The sequence below is a fragment of the Hymenobacter setariae genome, from assembly GCF_007713685.1.
In the GTDB taxonomy this organism is placed as follows: domain Bacteria; phylum Bacteroidota; class Bacteroidia; order Cytophagales; family Hymenobacteraceae; genus Hymenobacter; species Hymenobacter setariae.
Map to the genome: position 1 here is coordinate 907934 of NZ_VMRJ01000002.1, position 20616 is coordinate 928549.

17 protein-coding genes are annotated in these 20616 nt (G+C 58.7%); 3 read left to right on the forward strand and 14 right to left on the reverse strand.

Going from position 1 to position 20616, the window contains the following annotated elements; genetic code table 11:
• Positions 1 to 135: 135 nt before the first annotated feature.
• The 9 genes from ilvC to FNT36_RS10275 form a co-directional block, all read right to left on the reverse strand.
• On the reverse strand, positions 136 to 1197 hold the full coding sequence (gene ilvC, locus FNT36_RS10235) for a ketol-acid reductoisomerase (protein ID WP_144847107.1): 1062 nt from the start codon (positions 1195 to 1197) through the stop codon (positions 136 to 138).
• A 94-nt stretch (positions 1198 to 1291) separates the two neighbouring features.
• Positions 1292 to 1897 carry an acetolactate synthase small subunit gene (ilvN, locus tag FNT36_RS10240; protein ID WP_144847109.1) on the reverse strand — a complete coding sequence of 202 codons (606 nt, stop codon included), beginning with the start codon at positions 1895 to 1897 and terminating at the stop codon, positions 1292 to 1294.
• 141 nt (positions 1898 to 2038) lie between these two features.
• Positions 2039 to 3784, reverse strand: coding sequence for a biosynthetic-type acetolactate synthase large subunit (gene ilvB, locus FNT36_RS10245; protein ID WP_144847111.1), 1746 nt, complete (start codon positions 3782 to 3784; stop codon positions 2039 to 2041).
• Positions 3750 to 5468 (reverse strand): dihydroxy-acid dehydratase, encoded by a 1719-nt coding sequence (ilvD, locus tag FNT36_RS10250; protein ID WP_144847113.1) that lies wholly within the window; start codon positions 5466 to 5468, stop codon positions 3750 to 3752. The genes ilvB and ilvD overlap by 35 nt, the downstream gene beginning before the upstream one ends.
• Positions 5469 to 5516: 48 nt before the next feature.
• Positions 5517 to 6209, reverse strand: coding sequence for a class I SAM-dependent methyltransferase (locus tag FNT36_RS10255; protein WP_144847115.1), 693 nt, complete (start codon positions 6207 to 6209; stop codon positions 5517 to 5519).
• A gap of 249 nt (positions 6210 to 6458) precedes the next feature.
• Positions 6459 to 7580, reverse strand: coding sequence for a 3-isopropylmalate dehydrogenase (gene leuB, locus FNT36_RS10260; protein ID WP_144847117.1), 1122 nt, complete (start codon positions 7578 to 7580; stop codon positions 6459 to 6461).
• Positions 7568 to 8164, reverse strand: coding sequence for a 3-isopropylmalate dehydratase small subunit (gene leuD, locus FNT36_RS10265; protein WP_144847119.1), 597 nt, complete (start codon positions 8162 to 8164; stop codon positions 7568 to 7570). Before leuD ends, leuB begins: the two co-directional genes overlap by 13 nt.
• Positions 8164 to 9558: a 3-isopropylmalate dehydratase large subunit gene (gene leuC, locus FNT36_RS10270; protein WP_144847121.1), complete on the reverse strand. Its 1395-nt coding sequence runs from the start codon at positions 9556 to 9558 to the stop codon at positions 8164 to 8166. Before leuC ends, leuD begins: the two co-directional genes overlap by 1 nt.
• Before the next feature lie 227 nt (positions 9559 to 9785).
• Positions 9786 to 10952 (reverse strand): 2-isopropylmalate synthase, encoded by a 1167-nt coding sequence (locus tag FNT36_RS10275; RefSeq protein ID WP_144847123.1) that lies wholly within the window; start codon positions 10950 to 10952, stop codon positions 9786 to 9788.
• 167 nt (positions 10953 to 11119) lie between these two features.
• On the opposite strand from FNT36_RS10275, the gene FNT36_RS10280 reads away from it, so the two are divergent.
• Positions 11120 to 12664 (forward strand): hypothetical protein, encoded by a 1545-nt coding sequence (locus tag FNT36_RS10280; protein ID WP_144847125.1) that lies wholly within the window; start codon positions 11120 to 11122, stop codon positions 12662 to 12664.
• A 409-nt stretch (positions 12665 to 13073) separates the two neighbouring features.
• Here the strand turns inward: FNT36_RS10280 and FNT36_RS10285 are convergent, their stop codons facing one another.
• Genes FNT36_RS10285 through FNT36_RS10305 form a run of 5 tightly spaced genes read right to left on the reverse strand, consistent with a single transcriptional unit; the run spans position 13074 to position 16709 of the window.
• Positions 13074 to 13742, reverse strand: coding sequence for a response regulator transcription factor (locus tag FNT36_RS10285; RefSeq protein ID WP_144847127.1), 669 nt, complete (start codon positions 13740 to 13742; stop codon positions 13074 to 13076).
• Between the two features lie 53 nt (positions 13743 to 13795).
• The gene (locus FNT36_RS10290; RefSeq protein ID WP_144847129.1) at positions 13796 to 14608 is read right to left on the reverse strand and encodes a sensor histidine kinase; all 813 of its coding nucleotides are present in this window, start codon (positions 14606 to 14608) and stop codon (positions 13796 to 13798) included.
• Complete coding sequence (locus FNT36_RS10295; RefSeq protein WP_144847131.1) at positions 14587 to 15249, reverse strand: hypothetical protein; 663 nt, start codon at positions 15247 to 15249, stop codon at positions 14587 to 14589. Before FNT36_RS10295 ends, FNT36_RS10290 begins: the two co-directional genes overlap by 22 nt.
• The gene (locus tag FNT36_RS10300; protein ID WP_144847133.1) at positions 15243 to 15929 is read right to left on the reverse strand and encodes a hypothetical protein; all 687 of its coding nucleotides are present in this window, start codon (positions 15927 to 15929) and stop codon (positions 15243 to 15245) included. The genes FNT36_RS10295 and FNT36_RS10300 overlap by 7 nt, the downstream gene beginning before the upstream one ends.
• A 33-nt stretch (positions 15930 to 15962) precedes the next feature.
• Positions 15963 to 16709 carry a hypothetical protein gene (locus FNT36_RS10305; protein WP_144847135.1) on the reverse strand — a complete coding sequence of 249 codons (747 nt, stop codon included), beginning with the start codon at positions 16707 to 16709 and terminating at the stop codon, positions 15963 to 15965.
• A gap of 240 nt (positions 16710 to 16949) precedes the next feature.
• On the opposite strand from FNT36_RS10305, the gene FNT36_RS10310 reads away from it, so the two are divergent.
• On the forward strand, positions 16950 to 18422 hold the full coding sequence (locus FNT36_RS10310) for a D-alanyl-D-alanine carboxypeptidase (RefSeq protein WP_233635822.1): 1473 nt from the start codon (positions 16950 to 16952) through the stop codon (positions 18420 to 18422).
• Between the two features lie 310 nt (positions 18423 to 18732).
• Positions 18733 to 20523, forward strand: coding sequence for a T9SS type A sorting domain-containing protein (locus tag FNT36_RS10315; RefSeq protein ID WP_144847139.1), 1791 nt, complete (start codon positions 18733 to 18735; stop codon positions 20521 to 20523).
• The last annotated feature ends 93 nt before the right edge of the window (positions 20524 to 20616 follow it).

Consider the following 20616-nt stretch of genomic DNA (forward strand, 5'->3'; position numbering starts at 1 on the left):
GGCGCTGTTGCCAGCGCAATACATAAAAACTGTCATGCTGAGCTTGCGAAGCATCTTATTACGGGTGGAGCATTTGCCCTAGCGTGAGAAGATGCTTCGCAAGCTCAGCATGACAGTTTTTGGGTTTTATTAGTATTAAGCTTCTACATTCTCGCTGCTGCGCGAGCGCAGTTCGCGCACGGTGGCACCCGTGGCCCATAGTTCCGATTCGCGCACTTCCTGCAGTTCAGCTTCCAGCTCTTTGCGATAGTTCGGCGTGCTGCCGCGCTCGATGGTACGGCGGGCTTCCTCACCGCTGGCTACGCTATCATACAGGTCGTTGAGTACGGGCAGAGTCGCGTCGCGGAATTTGCCTTTCCAGTCGAGGGCGCCGCGCTGGGCCGTCACCGAGCAGTTAGCAAACATCCAGTCCATGCCGTTTTCGCCTACTAGTGGCACGAGGCTCTGGGTGAGTTCTTCTACGGTTTCGTTGAAGGCTTCCGAAGGCGAGTGGCCGCGCTGACGCAGCACTTGGTACTGCGCCTCAATGATGCCAGCCAAGGCACCCATCAACACGCCGCGCTCGCCGGTGAGGTCTGAGTAAACTTCCTTCTTAAAATCGGTCTCAAACAGGTAGCCCGAGCCCACACCAATTCCCATGGCAATGGCCTTTTCCCAAGCCTTGCCGCTGGTATCTTGATACACAGCAAACGACGAGTTGAGGCCGCCGCCAGCCACGAACAAGCGGCGCAAGCTGGTGCCGCTGCCTTTAGGCGCTACCAAGATTACGTCGATGTCCTTGCTGGGTACGATGCCGGTCTGGTCGTTAAACGTAATGCCGAAACCGTGCGAGAAATACAACGTTTTGCCCGGCGTGAGGTATTGCTGGAGCGTCGGCCACAAGGCGATTTGCCCGGCGTCCGATAGTAGGTTGCAGATGATAGTGCCCTTGTCGGCAGCCTCTTCGATGCTGAACAGCGACTCGCCCGGCACCCAGCCATCCTTGATTGCGCGCTCCCACGAAGGCGTGCCTTCGCGCTGGCCCACGATTACGTGGAAGCCATTGTCGCGCATGTTTAGCGCTTGGCCAGGGCCCTGCACGCCGTAGCCGATTACGGCAATGGTTTCATCCTTCAGGAATTCAAGCGCCTTTTGCAGCGGAAATTCATCGCGGGTGATAACGGTTTCGGGTACGCCGCCGAAGTTGATGGTAGCCATGTTGGTTGGGGTGTTGCGCGGACTTTGTAGTCCGCGAATGGTTGGAAAAAAGGTGTCTCTTCAAAATGCGGATTACAAAGCCCGCACAACTGTTTTACATCGTGAACACCGCCTCGCGGTCGTTCAAAAACTCGTTTTCGGCCACGTCTTCGCTCGGCTCGCGCCGCTCAAATTCGCTGAGCTTGCGGTGGAAACCGTCGCTGGCTTTGATAATGGCAATGCGCGCCGAGCGCACAAACTCAATTAGGCCGTAGGGCTGCAAAGCATTGAGCAAGTTGTCGGTTTCCTCGCGGTGGCCAGTGGTTTCGAAGACCGTGTAGTCTTTGCGAATTACCACGGCCCGGGCGCCGTGCTCGCGCAGCAGGCGCTCTACGAGCACCTTCTCGGCAATCACATCGGTCGGCACTTTATACAACGCCATTTCCTGCCAAATCACATCGGCATTGGTGTTGTAGTACACTTTCAGTACCTCCACCTGCTTCTCGATTTGCTTGGCGAGCTTCTCTACCACCTCCTCCGTTTCCACAATCACGATGTTGAAGCGATGGATGCCCTCTATTTCAGAAGGCGACACGTTGAGGCTCTCGATGTTGATTTTGCGGCGCGAAAAGATGATGGCAATGCGGTTGAGCAAACCCACCTGGTTTTCGGTGTACGCGGTGATGTTGTATTCCTGGCGAGCGGCGGGTTCCTGACTCATAGTGTGTACGTTATCAAGCAAGTAAAATCGTTTGTCATCCTGAGCTTGCGAAGGACCTTATCTCTTAGAACTAACTAGGAGGGCTAAGCTGGCATGATAAGATGCTTCCTTCGTCAGCATGACAGGTGGTGCGGGAGGCTGCTAACGCAGCCGGATTTCTGCCACGCTGCACCCCTGCGGCACCATCGGAAAGATGTTATTCTCCTTGGTCACCATTACTTCGAGTAAGAAAGAGCCTGGGTGCGCCAGCATCTTCTCTAAGGCCGGGCGCAGCTCGGCGCGGTCGTCCACGCGCTGGCCCGCAATGCGGTAGCCCGCGGCTACGGTCACAAAGTCAGGGCTTTGGATATCTACAAACGAGTAGCGCCGCTGGTGAAACAGTTCTTGCCACTGCCGTACCATGCCCAGAAACTCGTTATTGAGGATGATGATTTTAACATCCACGCCCGTCTGCATGATGGTGCCGAGCTCCTGAATTGTCATCTGCACGCCGCCGTCGCCAATGATGGCTACTACCGGCCGGTGGGGTGCGCCAAACTTGGCCCCGATAGCCGCCGGCAGCGCAAAGCCCATGGTACCTAGGCCGCCGCTCGTGACGTGGCTGCGCGACTGATTTTGCAGCGCGTAGCGGCAAGCCACCATCTGGTGCTGCCCTACATCGGACACGATAACGGCCTCGCCGCCCGTGATTTCATTGAGCTGTTGCAGGACTTCGCCCATTGTCAGCTCTTCCGAAGTTGGGAACAGTTCTTCCCGAATCACGGCATCTACTTCCTGCGCGGTGTACTCATTGAAACGGGCCAGCCACTCGGGGTGCTCTTTGCGCTCAACCAGGGCCGTGAGCAGGGGTAGGGTCTCTTTACAGTCGCCCCACACCGGCACGGTGGTTTTTACGTTCTTGTCAATCTCGGTAGGGTCGATGTCGAGGTGTACCACTTGCGCCTGCTTAGCGTACTTATCGAGGCGGCCGGTTACGCGGTCGTCGAAGCGCATCCCAATGGCAATCAGTACGTCGCACTCGTTGGTGAGCACATTGGGGCCGTAGTTGCCGTGCATGCCCAGCATGCCCACGTTCAGCGGGTGGCCAGTGGCCAACGCGCCGACACCTAGGATGGTCCAGGCGGCTGGAATGCCACTTTTCTCCACAAACTCCTTGAACTCCTGCTCGGCTTTGCCTAACACCACGCCCTGCCCCCAGAGAATGAACGGCCGCTTGGCGCTGTTAATCAAGGCCGCTGCCTGCTCGATGTATTCCTTGCGCACCACCGGCGCAGGCCGGTAGCTGCGGATGTGCGTGCAGCGCTCGTAGGCCGGCGCGTCGAAGGTCTGCATCTGAGCATTCTTGGTGATGTCCACCAGCACCGGGCCGGGGCGGCCGCTGCGCGCGATGTAAAAGGCCTTGGCCAGCGCCTCGGGTATCTCCTCGGCGTTGGTTACCTGGTAGTTCCACTTCGTAACGGGCGTCGTAATATTGATAATATCCGTCTCCTGAAACGCATCGGTACCTAGCAAATGCGCGAACACCTGCCCCGTGATGCACACCAGCGGCGTGCTGTCAATCATGGCATCGGCAAGGCCCGTCACGAGGTTCGTAGCGCCCGGCCCACTGGTGGCTAGCACCACGCCCACCCGGCCCGAGCTACGGGCGTAGCCCTGCGCCGCGTGGATGCCGCCTTGCTCGTGGCGCACCAGCACGTGGTTTAGCTCCGGCTGAAAGTCGTAGAGCGCGTCGTAAATCGGGATAATGGCCCCGCCGGGGTAGCCAAAAATCGTGTCTACGCCCTCAGCCACCAGCGCTTGCAGCGTGGCGACCGCGCCCGTCAGGGACGTGGTTTCGGGGGCGGCGGCCGGGCTAGCGGCGGGCTGGGCTAAGGTCTGCGGTGACATAATTTTCTTCTACTAAATCGGTGATACAGCCGTGGCTAGCGTCGCTCACGGTGCGGATATACTTGAGGAGCACGCCCTGCTTGGCGGGCAGCGGCGGGCGTTGCCAGGCCGCGCGGCGGGCAGCCAGTTCTTCGTCAGATAGCTGCACGTTGATGGTATTGGCCGTGGCATCGAGGACTATCCAATCGCCGTTTTCTACCAGCGCCAAGCCGCCGCCGTCGAAGGCCTCGGGGCAGACGTGCCCAATCACGAAGCCGTGGGTGCCGCCCGAAAAGCGGCCGTCAGTTATCAGGGCCACTTTATCACCTAGGCCCGCGCCCATGATAGCCGAGGTCGGCTTCAGCATTTCGGGCATACCCGGCCCGCCTTTCGGCCCCACGTAGCGAATTACTACCACTTGGCCGGGCTGAATTTTGTGCTCCGTAATGCCTTGGTTTAGTTCTTCTTCCGAGTTGAACACGATGGCCGGGCCTTCAAACCGCAGGCCTTCTTTGCCGCTGATTTTGGCCACGCTACCCTTGGTAGCGAGGTTGCCATACAGCATCTGGATGTGCCCGTCGGCTTTGATGGGCTGGTCGAGCGGGCGTAGCAGGTCTTGCTCGGCACCTAGGGGCTTTACGTCGGCGAGGTTCTCAGCCAGCGTGCGGCCGGTGACGGTCATCAGGTCGCCGTTGAGCAGGCCGTAGTCGAGCAGCGTGCGCTGCACGGCGGGTACGCCCCCTATTTTCGACAAATCCTCCATGAGGTACTTGCCGCTGGGCTTGAGGTCGGCCAGCACCGGCACGCGGTTGCTCACGGCTTGGAAGTCCTCCATGGTGAGGTGCACGCCGGCCGCGTGGGCAATGGCGATGAGGTGCAGCACGGCATTGGTCGAGCCGCCGAGCACCGTGATAATAACCATCGCATTCTCAAAGGCTTCGCGGGTGAGGATGTCGCGCGGCTTCAAATCCAGCTCCAGCAGGCGGCGCAGGTAGGCGCCCGTGTCAAGGCATTCCTGCACCTTGGCGCTGCTCTCGGCGGGCAGCGACGAAGAGGCGGGCACCGTCATCCCTAGGGTCTCGATAGCAGCGGCCATGGTGTTGGCCGTGTACATGCCGCCGCAGGCGCCTGGCCCCGGGCAGGCATTGTGGATGATGCCCTGGTAGTCCTCCTCCGAAATCTGCCCGTTTACCTTCTTGCCGTAGGCCTCAAAGCACGATACAATGTTGAGCTGCTGGCCCTTAAACTCGCCGCCCTTAATCGTGCCGCCATACACCATGAGCGAAGGCCGATTCAGCCGCGCCATGGCAATGAGGGCGCCGGGCATGTTCTTGTCGCAGCCCACCACCGTGGCAATGGCGTCGTAGTAGTGCGCGCCCGCCATGGCCTCTATCGAATCGGCGATTATCTCCCGCGACACCAGCGAAAAGCGCATGCCCGCATTGCCATTCGTAATGCCGTCGCTCACGCCGATGGTGTTGAAGCGCAGCCCCACCAGCCCCTGGGCGGCCACGCCGCGCTTTACCTCGTCGGCCAGGCCGTCGAGGTGCATGTTGCAGGTGTTGCCCTCGAAGCCCGTGGAGCAGATACCCACGAATGGCTTGCGCAAATCCGCATCCGATAGGCCCGCGCCGATGAGCATGGCCTGCGAGGCGGGCAAGCTGTCGTCTTGGGTATAGATGCGGCTGAATTTGTTGAGTGCCATGTGTTTTAGTGCTTGGTGCCGGGGCGTAAGGCCGGGGCCTAGGTTACATTAATTCCAGTTAGTGATGGTGTCCTTCACGGCGGCAAACACCACAAAATTCAAGTTCTTGTACACGCAATCGACCTCCTGAAAGCCGGCCGTTTCCAGCATGCGTAGCTGCGCTTCGAGCATGCCAAAATCATCCAGCTTGATGCGCTCGAAGGCTCGCTCAATCGCCTCCTCAGGCAGGCCCGACGCTTGCACCGTGCGCGCCCAGTGCTGTCGATTAAAGGCATCGAAACCCGCCGTGCGCCCCAGCACCTGGTCGGCATTAATGAACAGCCCGCCAGGGTTTAGCGCCTCATAAATGCGCTGGTAAAGCGTCGCCTTCTCCGTATCGGGCAGGTGGTGAATGGCCAGGCTCGAAATAACCACGTCGTAGCGCCCGGGCAGGGGCTGGGTAGCGAAGTTCAGCTCCTGAAAAGTGAAGCCCGGTAAGCCCGCGAACCGTTGCCGCGCCACCGCCAGCATTTCCGGGGCCAAGTCCACGAGTGTAAATTCCAGGTCGGGCCGCTGCTGGTAGACGAAGTAGGAAAACAATCCCGTGCCCGCGCCTACATCCAGCACCGTGCGCGCCCGCGGCCGGTTAGCCAGTAGCGCATTAGCTGCACCATAGAAGTCATCGAAACACGGAATCAGGCACGGCCGCTGCTGGTCGTACTTCGCCGCTATTTCGTTGAATTGGACTTCTATAGTGTTCATTACTAAGTAGATGGGTTAAGGCCGGTTTTTGGCAAGGCTTTAAAAAAACCTTCCTGCCAGCGGGCTAGGAAGGTTTTCTTTGGCGTAAGAAGTACCTGCTAGCCCGCGAGGGTAGGAATAATAATGACGACGGAAATGACGGGTAGCAGACGCATGGCGGGCAGTACCGTGGACCCCGCGGGTCCGCGAGTGAATAGGCTATTATAGTATCGCGGGCGACGCGCGGACCCGCAGGGTCCACGGTACAACTTAAATAATTGTGCTCACGCCCACCGCGATGTTGTGGGCGTTCCACTGCTGCTCGTTCGAGTCGGCAATCCAGAAGGCCACATAGCTGCCCACCTGCTCGGTAGTGTAGGGCGCCGTGGGGTTCAGCTCGGGCGTCAGAATCTGGTTGGTCAGCGCCTCGTCCACGGCTTCGCGCACCAGTTCAGCCTCTTCGGCCAGCCCTAGGTGGTCGAGCAACATGGCAGCCGACAAGATGGCGGCCAGCGGGTTGGCAATGCCTTTGCCTTTGGCCTGGGGGTAAGAGCCGTGAATAGGCTCAAACACCGCCACTTCGGCACCCACCGAAGCGGAGGGCAGCAGGCCCATCGAGCCAGCAATTACCGAGGCTTCGTCCGAAATGATGTCGCCGAACATGTTCTCAGTCAGCATCACATCAAACTGCTTGGGGTTGATAATAATCTGCATCGCGGCGTTGTCCACGAATAGATAATCAACGGCCACTTCGGGGTAGCTAGGGGCAATTTCCTGCACCACTTCGCGCCACAAGCGTGAGGTCTCTAGTACGTTAGCCTTATCTACCAGCGTTAGGTGCTTGCGGCGGCTGTCGGCCGACTGAAACGCTAGGTGCGCAATGCGTTCAATCTCAGCGCGCGAATACGTGCAGTGATCGTAAGCCGAACCATCGGCCATGCGCCCCTTGCCACCGAAGTAGATGCCGCCTGTCAGCTCCCGGAAAATCACTAGGTCGGTGCCTTCGATGCGGTCCGACTTCAGCGGCGAGTGCTTCAGCAGCGCCTTGTAGGCCGTCACGGGGCGGATGTTGGCAAACAAACCCAACTCCTTGCGCATCTTCAGCAGGCCCTGCTCGGGGCGCACTTTGGCGGTGGGGTCGTTGTCGTACTTCGGGTCGCCGATGGCGCCAAATAGTACCGCATCGGAGGCGCGGCAGGCGGCTAGCGTCTCGTCGGGCAGGGGGTTGCCAGTGGCGTCGATGGCGCAGGCGCCCACGAGGTGCGAGGTGAATTCAAAGCGGTGGCCGAAGCGCTCGGCTACGGCGTCGAGCACTTTCACGGCCTGTCGACAGACTTCCGGCCCGATGCCGTCACCAGGCAGTAAAGCTATTTTCTTGGTTACCATGTCCATGCGCGTTTTTGTTCGTAGGCCTCAATGGCCGATTTTTGATTTACTAAAAAGTCGATGTCGTCGTAGCCGTTAATCAGGCACTCCTTTTTGTAGGGGTCGATGGCGAAGCTCACCGTTTCGCCCCAGGCCGGCACGGCCAGCGTTTGCGAAGGCAAATCGACGACTACTTCCAACTGCGGATTCTCCTCGATGGCAGCTAGCAAGCGGGCTAGTATCTCATCGCTTACTTGCAAGGGTAGGAGGCCAGTATTCAAGGCGTTACCCCGAAAAATGTCGGCGAAGTAGCTCGAAATAACGGCCCGAAAACCAGCGTCGTACAGCGCCCAGGCGGCGTGCTCGCGGCTAGAGCCGCAACCGAAGTTTTTGCCGGCTACTAAAATCTGCCCGCTGTAGCGCGGCTCATTCAGCACAAAGTCGGCCTTGGGCGAGCCATCGGCGTTGTAGCGCCAGTCGCGAAACAGGTTCTCACCAAAGCCTTCGCGGGTAGTAGCTTTCAGAAAACGGGCCGGAATAATCTGGTCAGTATCAACGTTTTCGAAGGGGAGTGGCACGCCCGTAGTGTGCAGGGTCTGAAATTTTTCCATTAGTTCAGGTACTGCGTAATGTCAACGATGCGGCCCTGTACGGCCGTGATGGCGGCTACCAGCGGCGAGGCCAGCAGCGTGCGCGAGCCAGGGCCTTGGCGGCCTTCAAAGTTGCGGTTGGAGGTAGCCACGCAGTAGGCGCCGGCCGGTATTTTATCCTCGTTCATGGCTAGGCAAGCGCTGCAACCCGGTTCGCGCAGCTCAAAGCCGGCTTCGGCCAGAATCTTGTCGATACCTTCGGCAATAGCCTGCTGCTCAACTTGCTTGGAACCCGGCACGATGATGGCCTCGACGTGCCCAGCCTTGTGCTTGCCCTGCACGTAAGCGGCCACGGTGCGCAAGTCCTCGATGCGCGAGTTGGTGCAACTGCCGATGAATACGTAGTCGATTTGCTTACCTAGGAGCGATTCACCGCGCTCGAAGCCCATGTACTTCAGCGACTTGTCGAAGCTCTCAGCCTCGGCATCGGGTACTTGGCTCGGCACGTTGCCGGTGAGCGGAATGCCCATGCCGGGGTTCGTGCCATAGGTAATCATCGGTGTGATGTCGGCAGCGTCATACACAAATTCGGCGTCGAATACTGCGTCGTCGTCTGAATACAGCGTTTCCCAATAGGCCAAGGCTTGTTCCCACGCCTCACCTTTCGGCGCAAACGGCCGGCCCTCCACGTAAGCAAACGTGGTAGCATCGGGCGCGATGAGGCCGCCGCGGGCACCCATCTCGATGCTCATGTTGCAAACTGTCATGCGGCCTTCCATGCTCAGGCTGCGCACCGCGCTACCCGCATATTCTACGAAGTAGCCGGTGGCGCCGCCCGTGCCAAGCTTCGAGATTATATAGAGAATTAAGTCTTTAGCCGTGACGCCGGGCCGCAAGTCGCCCTCTACCGCTACGCGCATCCGCTTGGGGCGCGTGAGTAGCAGGCACTGCGAGGCCATTACTTGCGCCACCTGGCTAGTGCCAATGCCGAAGGCGATGGCACCAAATGCGCCGTGCGTGCTGGTGTGGCTGTCGCCACATACCATTGTCAGGCCCGGCTGTGTGAGGCCCAATTCTGGCCCGATAACGTGCACAATGCCTTGGCGCTGGTGACCTAGGCCGTAAAGCTCGATGCCGTACTTCTGGCAGTTCTCGGTCAGCTTATCTACTTGCGAGCGCGAAAGCGGCTCCGTGATGGGCAGGTGCTGGTTGAGGGTCGGCACATTGTGGTCGGCCGTGGCGATAATCTGGTTGGGGCGAAATAGAGAGAGCCCACGCGCGGCGATTTCATCAAACGCCTGGGGGCTAGTTACTTCATGAATCAGGTGGCGGTCGATGTACACCACGTCTTGCCCGCTCGCGATAGAGCGAACGACGTGGGCATCCCAAATTTTGTCAACTAATGTGCGCGGCATGGGTAGGGTAGCGATAGACTAATTTCTAATTGTTAGTTTCATCTGTCATGCTGAGCTTACGACGCATAACAGGTTATAAAAAAAGCTAAGGAAACGAAGCAACAGGGGGAAGTTTTGGTCGTGTCAACGAGTGTGAAAGAATGGCGTTATTGGGTTGTTAACCCGACCCCCTGACTTCCCTGCTCCCACCCACTGGCAGCGCCTGCCACCCCGTTTCCTTAGCCCGGTTAGCCGACGGCTACTAGTTTTTCTTGCTCAATGAGGATGTGTAAGTCGTTGTCAATTACCTCGCGCTGGCGGTCGGCGAGCTGCAAGAAGCTAGCGTAGGCCGTATTTAGGGCCGGGCGCTCTAGGTTGTAGCCAAGCTTTTGGAGGCGATAAGCCAAGGCAGCGCGGCCCGAACGGGCGGTGAGCACGATGGTCGAATCGACGGCGCCAACCTCTTTAGGGTCAATAATCTCGTACGTTTCGCGGCACTTAATCACGCCATCCTGGTGAATGCCGCTGCTGTGCGCGAAAGCATTGGCGCCCACAATGGCCTTGTTGGCTTGCACCGGCATGCTCATGAGGTGCGACACGAGGGCCGAGGTCTCGGTGAGCAAGCGGGTATTTACGTCGGTGTGCAGGTTCAGCGTGGGATGCTGACGCAGAATCAGCACTACCTCTTCGAGGGCGGTATTGCCAGCGCGTTCGCCCACCCCGTTGATGGTGCATTCAATCTGACGCGCGCCATTGCTGACGCCCGCAATGGAGTTGGCCGTGGCCAGCCCTAGGTCGTTGTGGCAGTGCGTTGAGAGGATGGCCCGGTCAATGCTTTTTACGTTTTCGTATAGGTACTTAATCTTGGCGCCGTACTCGTGGGGCAGGCAGTAGCCAGTGGTGTCGGGGATGTTGAGCACCGTGGCTCCAGCCGCAATCACCGCCTCGCACACGCGGGCCAGGAATTCGTTGTCGGTGCGGCCGGCGTCTTCGGCGTAAAACTCCACGTCTTCTACAAAGCTCTTAGCGAGCTTGGTGGCAGCTACGGCACGCTGCAACACGTCTTCTTGGGTGGTGCGCAGCTTCTGGAAAATGTGCAGGTCAGAAGTGCCAATACCGGTGTGGATGCGCGGGCGGCGGGCCGAGCGCAACGCATCAGCCGCTACCCGAATGTCATTTTCGACGGCGCGGGTGAGGCCGCACACGGTGGCATCTTTGGTTTGGGCAGCGATGGCGGCCACGGCAGCAAAGTCGCCGGGGCTCGACACTGGGAAGCCGGCCTCAATGACATCAACGCCCAACGCTTCGAGCTGCCGGGCAATAACTAGCTTCTCCTGCTGGTTTAGCTTGCAGCCCGGCACCTGTTCGCCGTCGCGGAGAGTGGTATCGAAAATCTGAATTTTTTGCGTCGCCATAGGAGTGAAAAACCCGCTGATGCAGGGCCAGCTTTGTTATTGCACTGCAAGTAGCAGGATTTTTCAATGGGGCAAAAACATTTTTTATTGGTTTCTATTATTTCCAAGTGAACAACTTATTTCGATAATGAAATAATAATCAGTAGCTTATATGATTGTAATTTACAATGCCTAACAGAAGCAGCGACCCGGTTTTTCAGCTCATAAAATCGCTAACGCAGTCCGAAAAGCGCCATTTTCGGCTGTTTGCCAACCGCCAGGGCTCTACCGAAGGCCTAAAATTCTTACAGCTCTTCGATGCTTTTGATGCCCAAGAGCAGCATGATGAGGAGCGCGTGCTCACACAGGTGCCGACCCTGAAACGCGCTCAGTTAGCCAACCTCAAAGCCAACCTCTACAAGCAGCTACTAGCGAGCTTGCGTCTCTACCACGCCAGCCAAAACCTAGATATTCAGTTGCACGAGCAGCTCGACTACGCCCGCGTGCTCTACAACAAAGGCTTCTACCAGCAAAGCCTGCGGATGCTGGCCAAGGTGAAACTGGCCGCCCAGCAAGCCGAACTGCCGCACGTGGCACTGCTGGCCATTGACTTTGAGAAGCTTATCGAGTCGCAGTATATCACGCGTAGCTTGCAGGGGCGGGCCGAGTCGCTGGCAGCTGAGGCTACGGCCACGGCGGCACACCTAGGGCAGCAGCACGCCTTATCCAATGCTTCGCTGCGGCTATATGGGCTATACCTGCAAACTGGGCACGCCAAAAATCAAGCTGACCACGAGCAGTTTACGGCCTACTTCCGAGCGCACGTGCCGGCTGCTATTGGGCGGGGGAGTGGGTTTTGGGAGAAGCTGTACTTCTACCAGGCCCACGTGTGGTATCATACTATCAACCAAGAGTTCCGGGCCTGCTACCGCTACGCGCAGAAGTGGGTAGACCTATTTGAGCAGCAGCCTGATTTGAAGGAAAGCCAAACGATGCTCTACATCAAAGGGCTGCATAACTTGCTAGCAGCACTTTTTAATTTGATGTATTACAGCAAGTTTCGGGAGGTGCTGCAAGCGCTAGAAGACTTTGGGGCCAACCAGACGCGCCGCGCCACGCCCAACACTGAGGCGCTGCTTTTTCAATATATCTGGACCAATCGCATTAACGCCGTTTTTTTGGAGGCGCGCTTTACCGAAGGGGTCGAAATGGTGCCTGAGCTGCTGGAGCAACTTGGGCAATACAAGTCGCAGCTCGACCTACATCGCACGCTGGTGTTCTACTATAAAGTTGCTTGCCTGTATTTTGGAAGTGGGCAGTATAAGCAGGCTATCAAGTACTTGAATCGCATTATTGACCAAAAGGATTTGAGTTTGCGCGAGGACTTGCAGTGCTTTGCTCGTATTCTAAACCTAGTGGCGCACTTCGAAGATGGGCAAGATGCCGAGCTCGAATACCAGGTGCGCTCGGTGTACCACTTCCTAGGTAAAATGAACGACCAACAACCCATGCAAGTGGAGGTGTTCCGATTTTTGCGCCGGGCGGGGCACATCGCCCCGAGCCAGCTACGCGAAGAATTTAGCAAGCTGAAAGCCAAGCTCGAAGAAATAGCTGCCCGGCCCTTCGACCGGCGGCCGTTTCTCTACTTCGACATCATTTCATGGCTCGAAAGCAAGATTTCGGGCCGCTCGGTGCAAGACGTGATGCAGCAGAAATTCTTGACGATGAAGTAGCCAGCACCAGCCGAGATGTTGGGAGCAAATGCTTGCGTAGCGTAAGCTTATCGGCTTGCTCTGCTGGTTTATATGCGCTGCGCACTAATAGTCTAGGCCTAGGATGCGACCGGCTGGCAGCCTAAAGCAGTTCGCCCGGGCCCCGCGTTGCTCAACTAAGCAGCGTGGGGCCCGGGCGGGACTAGGTAGGCTAGATTGTTTTCGAGGGCCTAGGGTCAGCAGGAGAGAGGGCGTGTGGCTAACCTAGTGAAGGGAAAAGGCTAAGTCTGTCTTCATAGGACAGAAAGAGAGAGCAGTACGCACCTGCCGTGACCAGGCATTTGCGCTGCAAAAGTGTAGTTCTCTACTGCCATGATTTTAGCGTAGAAGTACGCTTTTTTAGATCCCCGTATTTTTACGGGGGGGCCGCCTAGGTATCGAGTAAGCCGTGGCGCACTGCGTACACAACTAGGCCTGCCGCATTGGCAGCGCCGGTTTTTTCGAGCATGTGCTGGCGATGGCCTTCTACTGTGCGGCGGCCCATCACGAGCTGCTCGGCAATCTCGGCCGTGGTGCGGCCTTCGCAGATGAGGCGCAGCACATCAAGCTCGCGCGGGGTGAAGTGCACCTCCTCGGTGAGAGTCGCCAACACAGGGCGGGTGGGCTGCTGCACGCCCTTGAGCATCGCCTTCGACACGCGCTCGGTGAAGTGGTAGCCCGTGCTGAGCACGTCTTCGAGGGCCTGGGCAAGCTGTGGCTGGTCTACGTCTTTGGGCAGGTAGCTGCGGGCTCCCAGTTTCATCATTTGAGTGATGAACTTGTCGGCCGAGAACATAGAGAGCACAATGATTTTGAGGTCGGGAAACTCACCTAGGAGCGCCTGCGCCACGGCTGGCCCATCCATCCCGGGCATTTGCAAGTCGAGTAGCAGCACATCGGGTAGGCGCTGGCGGCATAGGGCCAGCAACTCGGCAAATTCGCCAGCCTCTACCACCGACTCTACGTAGGGTAGCCCCAGCAAAATGTAGCGCATGCCCTGCCGAAACAGCGGGTGGTCGTCGAGCAGCGCTATCTGCACTGGAAAGTCGATGGTTGCCATGAAGGAAAGAAGCTTGGCGGCTGGCGCAAAAGCGGTTAACGTAGAAAGGTGCCCTAAGTGCTAGGCGAGGTTACTTCCACCACGGTGCGCAGCCCCTGGCCGGGGGCCGACTGTTGGCGCAGGCGGGCCTGCAGCAGCTGCACACGCACGTCGATGCTACGCAGGCCGGCGCCCTTGGTGGCGGGCTGGCCATCGGTGCCTAGGTGGGTGAGGTCGAAGCCAGGGCCGTCGTCTTCGACTACCAGCGTGAGCAGCGGGCCACGCTGGCGCAGTAGCACATCGAGGCGGGTGGCGCCGTGGGCGTGCTTCAAGGCGTTGTGAATCAGCTCCTGGCAAATGCGGTAGAGGGCCAGTTCCTGGGCCAGCGCCAGCGGCTGCGGGTAGTCTACCTCCAGCTCAATGTCTAGGGTGCCGGTTTCGTTGCTCACATCCACGAGGTGCTGCAGGGCATCGGCTAGGCCATAGCGGGCCAGCACGGCCGGAAAAAGCGAGTGCGAAATACTGCGCACGTCGTGCACGGCGGTGCTCATTATCTCCTTCACCATGCCAAATAGCTCGGGCCGATTGTCGGTGGGCTGGTCGGCTTCGAGGCGGTTGACCAGCATTTTGGCCGTGGCGATGGTCGAGCCGATGCCATCGTGCAGGTCGCGCCCGATGCGCTCGCGCTCGTGTTCCTGCGCCTCAATGACGGCGGCTAGCAGCTGCTGTTGGTACTCGGCCTCGGCGGCGCGCAGGCGCAGCTGCTGCTGCAACAGGCGCTTTTGGTACGTGACCACAAACAACACCAAAGCCCCTGCGGCTAGCAGCATCAGACCGATGCCCGTGAGCAGTAGCTGCCCAAACTCTACTTCTGCGGGCGCATCCATAAAGCCAGGCCGCAGCCACTGTAAAAGATGAAAAGAAGCAAAACCCGCACTACGCTGATAACAACCAGGTTCAGCTGCAACGAACCGTAGTGCAAGAGGTAGTTGCTAAAGAGTGCAATCTGCAAATCGCCCAGGGCGTAGATGGTCATTCCGGCCGACATCCAAAAGAAAGGCTCGTGCCGCAACTGCGTGACTTGTAGCTCGTGGAGCAGCTTGCGAAAGTATAAGCCGGCAAAGCCGAGCATTAACAGGTCGGTACTAACCTGCACGGTGGGGGCGTAGCGCACGGCGCCCAGCCCGGCCAGCGTTTCGAGTAGAGCGTAGCTGCTAAACAGACCTAGGACCCACGGCAGGGCTCGGGCAAACGCCGCCGACCCCAGCACCTGGCGATAGGCCAGCGCCAGCAGCCCTACCTCGCCAATGGCGGCAATAGGTATCAGAAATAGGTTAGACTTTAAATGAAATACGCGTATCAGGGCCCTAGAAAGCAACTCTATGAGCACTTCAAAGCCAGCAAAGTAGGTGAGGTAGCGCGAGCTGGCTGGCAGCTGGCGAAAGCGTGCCGCCCCAATGAGGGTAGCTAAGATGATGACAGCCACAGTTAGCCAACCTAGGGCTAGGTAGAACGTGGGCGTTACCATGTGCTACGCGAGGTCTCTAGCGTTTCCTCGGCAGTCAACGCTTTTGCTGGGCGCAGCCACAGCGCTATGCAATAGCAGGTGTAAAGCAGGCCAACAAAAACCGTGTGAATACGCCAAATGTAGATGTTGAATTGCTGAGAGTAATTGAGCAGTAGGTAGTTACTGAATAGGGATATCAACAAATTACCTAAGGAAGTAAGGACTAAGCCTGCCGATATCCAAAAAAGAGGGTCGCGTTCGAGGCGCGCTACTTGGAGTTCATTAAGCTGCTTGCGGAAATACATGCCGCCTAGGTATAAGGAAAGCAAGTCGCTCATAACCTGTAGGCTAGGCCGGAAGCGCACGGTGCCCGGCACCAGTAGCGTGTCGAGCAGTGCGTAAGCTGTTAGGAAGCCGACTATCCAAGGAGCCACGCGCTGTAGCCAAGCAGACTGGAGCGCTCGGGTGTAAAGCAAAAGCATTAACCCAGCTTCGCCCACTATCACAATTGGAAAGAGAAATAAGTTAGGCCTTTTGAAGTATTGCAGCAGTGAGCCAGTGCTTTCCATGATGGCATCGAAGCAGAGGAGTAGCACGAGCGCGCGCAGACTAGGCGGCAGCTGGCGAAAGCACATAATACCCCAGATGCTGGCGATAATAACCAGCGTCATAGGGGTATTATAAAGGATAGAACTGAGCATATGCAAAGTGTGCAAAGAAGCAGTGCAGTAGGACTAGCCTGGGGGGTAAGGCTTTGACATGTCGTAAGATGGCCCGCTCAATTCGTCGCCATCTGCTTCGTCGCTGGGCGAGTACAGGCGCACCACCAGCCCAAACGTCTGAGCCGGGGCGGCCAAGCTTTCGGGGTAGGCGGGGTAGTAGGCTTTCAGGCCGAAGCGAAGAAACAGGCGCTGGTTGGTGAAGGTCTTGGCCGCAAAAAGCGGGTCCAGAAAGTCGCCTAGGTCGAAGTTGTACCCTTGCAGTGGCCCGTAGGAAGTGGCAAAGAGCGCCGGCCGTAGCTGCTGCGTGGTGGCTGCGGTGGTCCAGCCATTGAGCCACCCCTTTATCAGATTGTAAGGCACCAAACCGCCAACAGCCGCGAGCTGCTGAGGCTCGACGGTTTGCCAGTTCGCATCGCTTTGGTAGTAGGCTGATAGGCGCGCGCCCCGCTGGTCGGCGGCGTAGAGCACCAGCCGAAAGCGCGGTGCGGCCGGCTTATCGACACCTACCTCGGCCGGGGGCAGCAGCACAAAGCGCGCCGCTACCTGGGCAATGCCCGGTGTAGACAACATAGCTACTAGGTAGCTCGGGTCGGTGGGAGTGCTCGTCAGGCCAAAGCTTGCACTGACCTGGTACTGATTGATGGCGGGGGCGCTGGCCTGAAAGAGCGCCTGCACCTCGGCAGGCGAGGCGCCTTGGATAAAGTTCGTCCAGGCGGCGGCTACGGTATCAAACTCCGATTGAGTAAGTATTTTCTCCATACAATGAGAAATAAGCTACTTAATTGACTGAAGTAATAGAAGCGCTAAAAATTGGGTACTTCAAAGGTAGGTACAGCGTTGGCCCAGCCAAAAGAAGCAGCTAGTTGCAAAACAATGCCTAGTTGAAATTGCACTTGTGCTAGGCCAAGTGTCATGGGCCTGCTTAGTTGACTTCAGCCTCGGTGGCCATACCTAGGAGCGCGCTAGGCGGTTTCTGCTTAAGTTGCGTCTGTGCCTACTTTGTTTGTTTCTACTGTCTGCGGCCAGGGCCGGCGTCCCCTTGTGCTGTTTGCGCTGTCGCTGCTCTCGCTCACTACTGCCTGCGGCCAAAACCCGCCCGCTACCGCGCCGACCCTGCCCGGCGTGGTGCGCGACTCGGCCACCGGCCGCTCCGACATGCCCTGGCTGCGCCAGCAGCTCGATAGCAGCCGCACGCTGCGCCGCCAGCAGATAGGCGTGGCCCTGGCCGACGCCACCACCGGCGAGGCCCTATTTGGCTACAACGAGGCCAAGTACTTTACGCCCGCCAGCACCATGAAGCTGCTGAGCCTCTACGCGGGCCTCACACTGCTGCCCGACTCGCTGCCCAGCCTGCGCTACTTCTCGCGGGGAGATACTCTGTTTTTCCAGGGCACCGGTGACCCTACGCTGCTGCATGGCGACGTGCCTTCGCGCCGGGCCTACACGTTTCTGCTCAATCGGCCCGAAAAGCTCTTGGCCTATTGCGACATTGCCACTGTGCCTGCCTACGGCCCCAGCTGGGCCTGGGACGACTTCAATTATTACTTCCAGCCCGAGCGCACGGCGTTTCCGCTGTACGGCAATACGGTGCGCTTTTATGCCAGCGCGCCGCTAGTGGTGCGCCCTAGGCCGGGGGCGCCGGCCCAGGCGCTGCCGCAGCGGGTGCGGGTGTTTCCGCGGGCATTTGCACCGCTCACGGCCGCAGCCGGCCCCGACTTCCGCCTCTCGCCCGACCAAGACGATGAGATGCACGTGTACCGGGCGCCGCTCGAAAACCGCTTTACCTATCGCCTAGGTCCCAAAAAGTGGATAGATGAAGTGCCTTACCGCACCAGCCGCCAACTGCTGCTGCGCCTGCTCGGCGACACGCTGCGCCGGGCTATTGTGGGTACGGTGTGGCGCCCGCGCCCCGGCCAGGACAGCATCCGCACGCTGCGGGGGCTGCGGGCCGACTCGCTCTACCGCCGCATGCTGCGCGTGAGCGACAATTTCTTGGCCGAGCAGCTCTTGCTGATGACCAGCAGCCGCCTAGGCTACCGCGACTCGCTGAGTGGGGCGCGGGCCATTCGGTACTTGCTCAAAAACCAACTGCGGGACTTGCCCGACCGCCCCGACTGGGTTGATGGTTCGGGGCTGTCGCGGCTCAACCTGCTCACGCCGCGCACCCTCACGGCGCTGCTGGCCCGCCTGCACCAGCAGGTGCCCGAGCCGCGCCTGCTGAGCTTGCTGGCGGCCGGGGGTGGCCAGGGCACACTGCGCCGCCGCTACTTCGAGGCCGGCCCGCCCAAGCTGCCGTGGTTTTGGGGCAAAACCGGTACGCTCACCCATACTTGTAACCTAGCGGGTTACGTGCGCTGCAAGAGCGGCCGGCTGGTGGCCGTCACGTTCTTCAACAACAGCATCCCCGGCGACGACCAAGCCACTCGCAACGCCATGGAGCGCCTCCTGCACGAGGTGCGCGAGCGGTTGTAAAGTTAATGTATGGCATTAAGCGGATAATAAATAGCATACTTCTCATTGTGAGAAGTATGCCATGGATTACTGTTGACCTATTCGGCGGTGTTATTGTGTTTGCTCGCATAGAAAACGGTGACATTGACAGACTAACTAAAAGGTTTAAGCGAGAAGGGCAAAGCGGGCCTGGAGGGGTAAAATAATTTTGTATCACTAAAACAGCAGCAGCAAATAGGCTCATCATTAAAAGAGCTAAGTATTGTCTAACAATCATTTGACGCTGCCTGCCTGCTCTGATATATTATTTACGCTTTCCTTCCGCTTACTTATGTTCCGCCTGCCTACTGCTGTTCTGTTGCCCACGTTCCGCCGCCTTGCCCTAGCTAGCCTAGGTCTGCTACCGATAGCTGCCTCGGCCCAAACCATTACGGGCTTCTCGCCTGCCCAAGCCGCGGCTGGTGCTACGGTTACTATCACAGGCACGGGGTTGGCCAACATTAAGTCGGCAATGATTAACGGCCAGCCTATGAAGGTAACGGGCACGCCACTAGGGGTTACGATGCAGGTCATTGTGCCAGTGGCCGCGGCTACCGGGCGCATCCGCGTCACGACCAACGCCGGCACAGTTCTTTCCGCCAACAAGCTCGGCATTACCCGCAAGTCGTCGTCAGTGAGCTACGGCCAGTCCTCGACCAGTGTCACGGGTGCGTCAGCTACTGGCAACTACTCGACGCCTACCATGGGCGACCTCGACAGCGATGGCCGCATAGAGCTTATTCAGGGCCAGGGCGACGGTACCATTATGGTGTATGAGCAGACGGCCGCTAACTCCACTGCGTTTGGCGCGGGCACCCTGCTCAAAAACGCTGATGGCTCTACCCTCGACGTAGGCAATTTTGCAAAGCCTACCGTGGCTGACCTCGATAGCGATGGCCTGCTGGAGCTGCTGGTAGGCGAAGAAACCGGCAACGTGCTGCGCTACGAGCAAACGGCCGCCGGCGCTCAGACCTTCACCCGCAGTAACCTGTTTACCAACCCCTTTGGTACGGCTACTTCGGGTGCGCCCAACGGCGGCTCGTACCCCCGCCCCACGGTGGCCGACCTTGACAACAACGGCCTGCTCGACGTGCTGGTAGGCAGCAACGACGGCACGCTGCGCCGCTACGAACAAACCGCTGCTAACGCGGCCACCTTCACCGCCCTAGGCCAGATGCGCGATAACCTAGGCGCCATTATCGATGCTGGCGACGTAGACAAGCCCCTGCTGACCGACTACGACGGCGACGGTTACCTCGACATGCTGCTAGGCAACCGGGCCGGCAACATCATTCTCTATACTCAAACGGCAGCCAACTCGGCCGTCTTCAAGAAACTAGACTTTTTGAAGAGCAATGGCTCGACCATCAGCGTGGGTACCTACGCGGCTCCTTCCATCACCGATATCGATGGCAATGGCCTGCTCGACCTCTTTGTAGGCAATGCTAATGGCACTATCTATCGCTTTGAGCAGGCGGCGTCGGCCACCCAGCCCACGCTAGCCCCGGGTGCCCTCACCAACCCTAGCCCGCTACCTGTCGTGCTCACCGCATTTACTGGCCAAGCTGGCAGCGCCGGCAACGTACTGCGCTGGGCCACGGCTTCGGAAACAAATAGCGCCCACTTCGAGGTCGAGCGCTCGGCCGATGGGCAAGCGTTTGTGAAAATTGGCCAGCTGGCTGCCGCGGGTACTAGCATGGCATCCCACAGCTACCAGTTTATCGACGACGCTGCTACCGCTACCAGCTATTACCGCCTGCGCCAGGTAGACCTAGACGGCACCAGTTCTTACTCGCCCGTAGTGACACTTGCCGCCCGCCTCACTGCCCCTGCTGCTGCCAAGCTTGTAGCTTACCCCACCGTCTTCACCAGCGAGCTAAGCGTGGCCCTGCCCGGCGCTGAAAACCAGGCTGCTACCGTGGCCCTGCTCACTGCCGATGGCCGCCCCGTGTACACCCACACCATGCAGCTAGGCACTGCCCCGCAGGCCCTGGCCGAGCTACCCACGCTGGCCCCCGGCGTGTACCTGCTGCGCGTAGCCACGGCCACTGGTGCCAATACCCAGCGCGTAGTGCGCAACTAATCACACCAAACTTAGCAAGCCAACTCAACTTCTTCTTTCACACAAAAAGAGGCTGACCTGCTACCTAGCGGGTCAGCCTCTTTTTGTAAGGTG

Coding starts and splice junctions, on each gene's coding strand:
- FNT36_RS10280 (WP_144847125.1), top strand. CDS start 11,120: ATGCCTAACAGAAGCAGCGACCCGGTTTTTCAGCTCATAAAATCGCTA.
- FNT36_RS10255 (WP_144847115.1), bottom strand. CDS start 6,209: ATGAACACTATAGAAGTCCAATTCAACGAAATAGCGGCGAAGTACGAC.
- FNT36_RS10305 (WP_144847135.1), bottom strand. CDS start 16,709: ATGGAGAAAATACTTACTCAATCGGAGTTTGATACCGTAGCCGCCGCC.
- leuD (WP_144847119.1), bottom strand. CDS start 8,164: ATGGAAAAATTTCAGACCCTGCACACTACGGGCGTGCCACTCCCCTTC.
- ilvN (WP_144847109.1), bottom strand. CDS start 1,897: ATGAGTCAGGAACCCGCCGCTCGCCAGGAATACAACATCACCGCGTAC.
- ilvD (WP_144847113.1), bottom strand. CDS start 5,468: ATGGCACTCAACAAATTCAGCCGCATCTATACCCAAGACGACAGCTTG.
- leuB (WP_144847117.1), bottom strand. CDS start 7,580: ATGGACATGGTAACCAAGAAAATAGCTTTACTGCCTGGTGACGGCATC.
- FNT36_RS10275 (WP_144847123.1), bottom strand. CDS start 10,952: ATGGCGACGCAAAAAATTCAGATTTTCGATACCACTCTCCGCGACGGC.
- FNT36_RS10285 (WP_144847127.1), bottom strand. CDS start 13,742: ATGGCAACCATCGACTTTCCAGTGCAGATAGCGCTGCTCGACGACCAC.
- FNT36_RS10315 (WP_144847139.1), top strand. CDS start 18,733: ATGTTCCGCCTGCCTACTGCTGTTCTGTTGCCCACGTTCCGCCGCCTT.
- FNT36_RS10290 (WP_144847129.1), bottom strand. CDS start 14,608: ATGGATGCGCCCGCAGAAGTAGAGTTTGGGCAGCTACTGCTCACGGGC.
- FNT36_RS10300 (WP_144847133.1), bottom strand. CDS start 15,929: ATGCTCAGTTCTATCCTTTATAATACCCCTATGACGCTGGTTATTATC.
- ilvC (WP_144847107.1), bottom strand. CDS start 1,197: ATGGCTACCATCAACTTCGGCGGCGTACCCGAAACCGTTATCACCCGC.
- leuC (WP_144847121.1), bottom strand. CDS start 9,558: ATGCCGCGCACATTAGTTGACAAAATTTGGGATGCCCACGTCGTTCGC.
- FNT36_RS10295 (WP_144847131.1), bottom strand. CDS start 15,249: ATGGTAACGCCCACGTTCTACCTAGCCCTAGGTTGGCTAACTGTGGCT.
- ilvB (WP_144847111.1), bottom strand. CDS start 3,784: ATGTCACCGCAGACCTTAGCCCAGCCCGCCGCTAGCCCGGCCGCCGCC.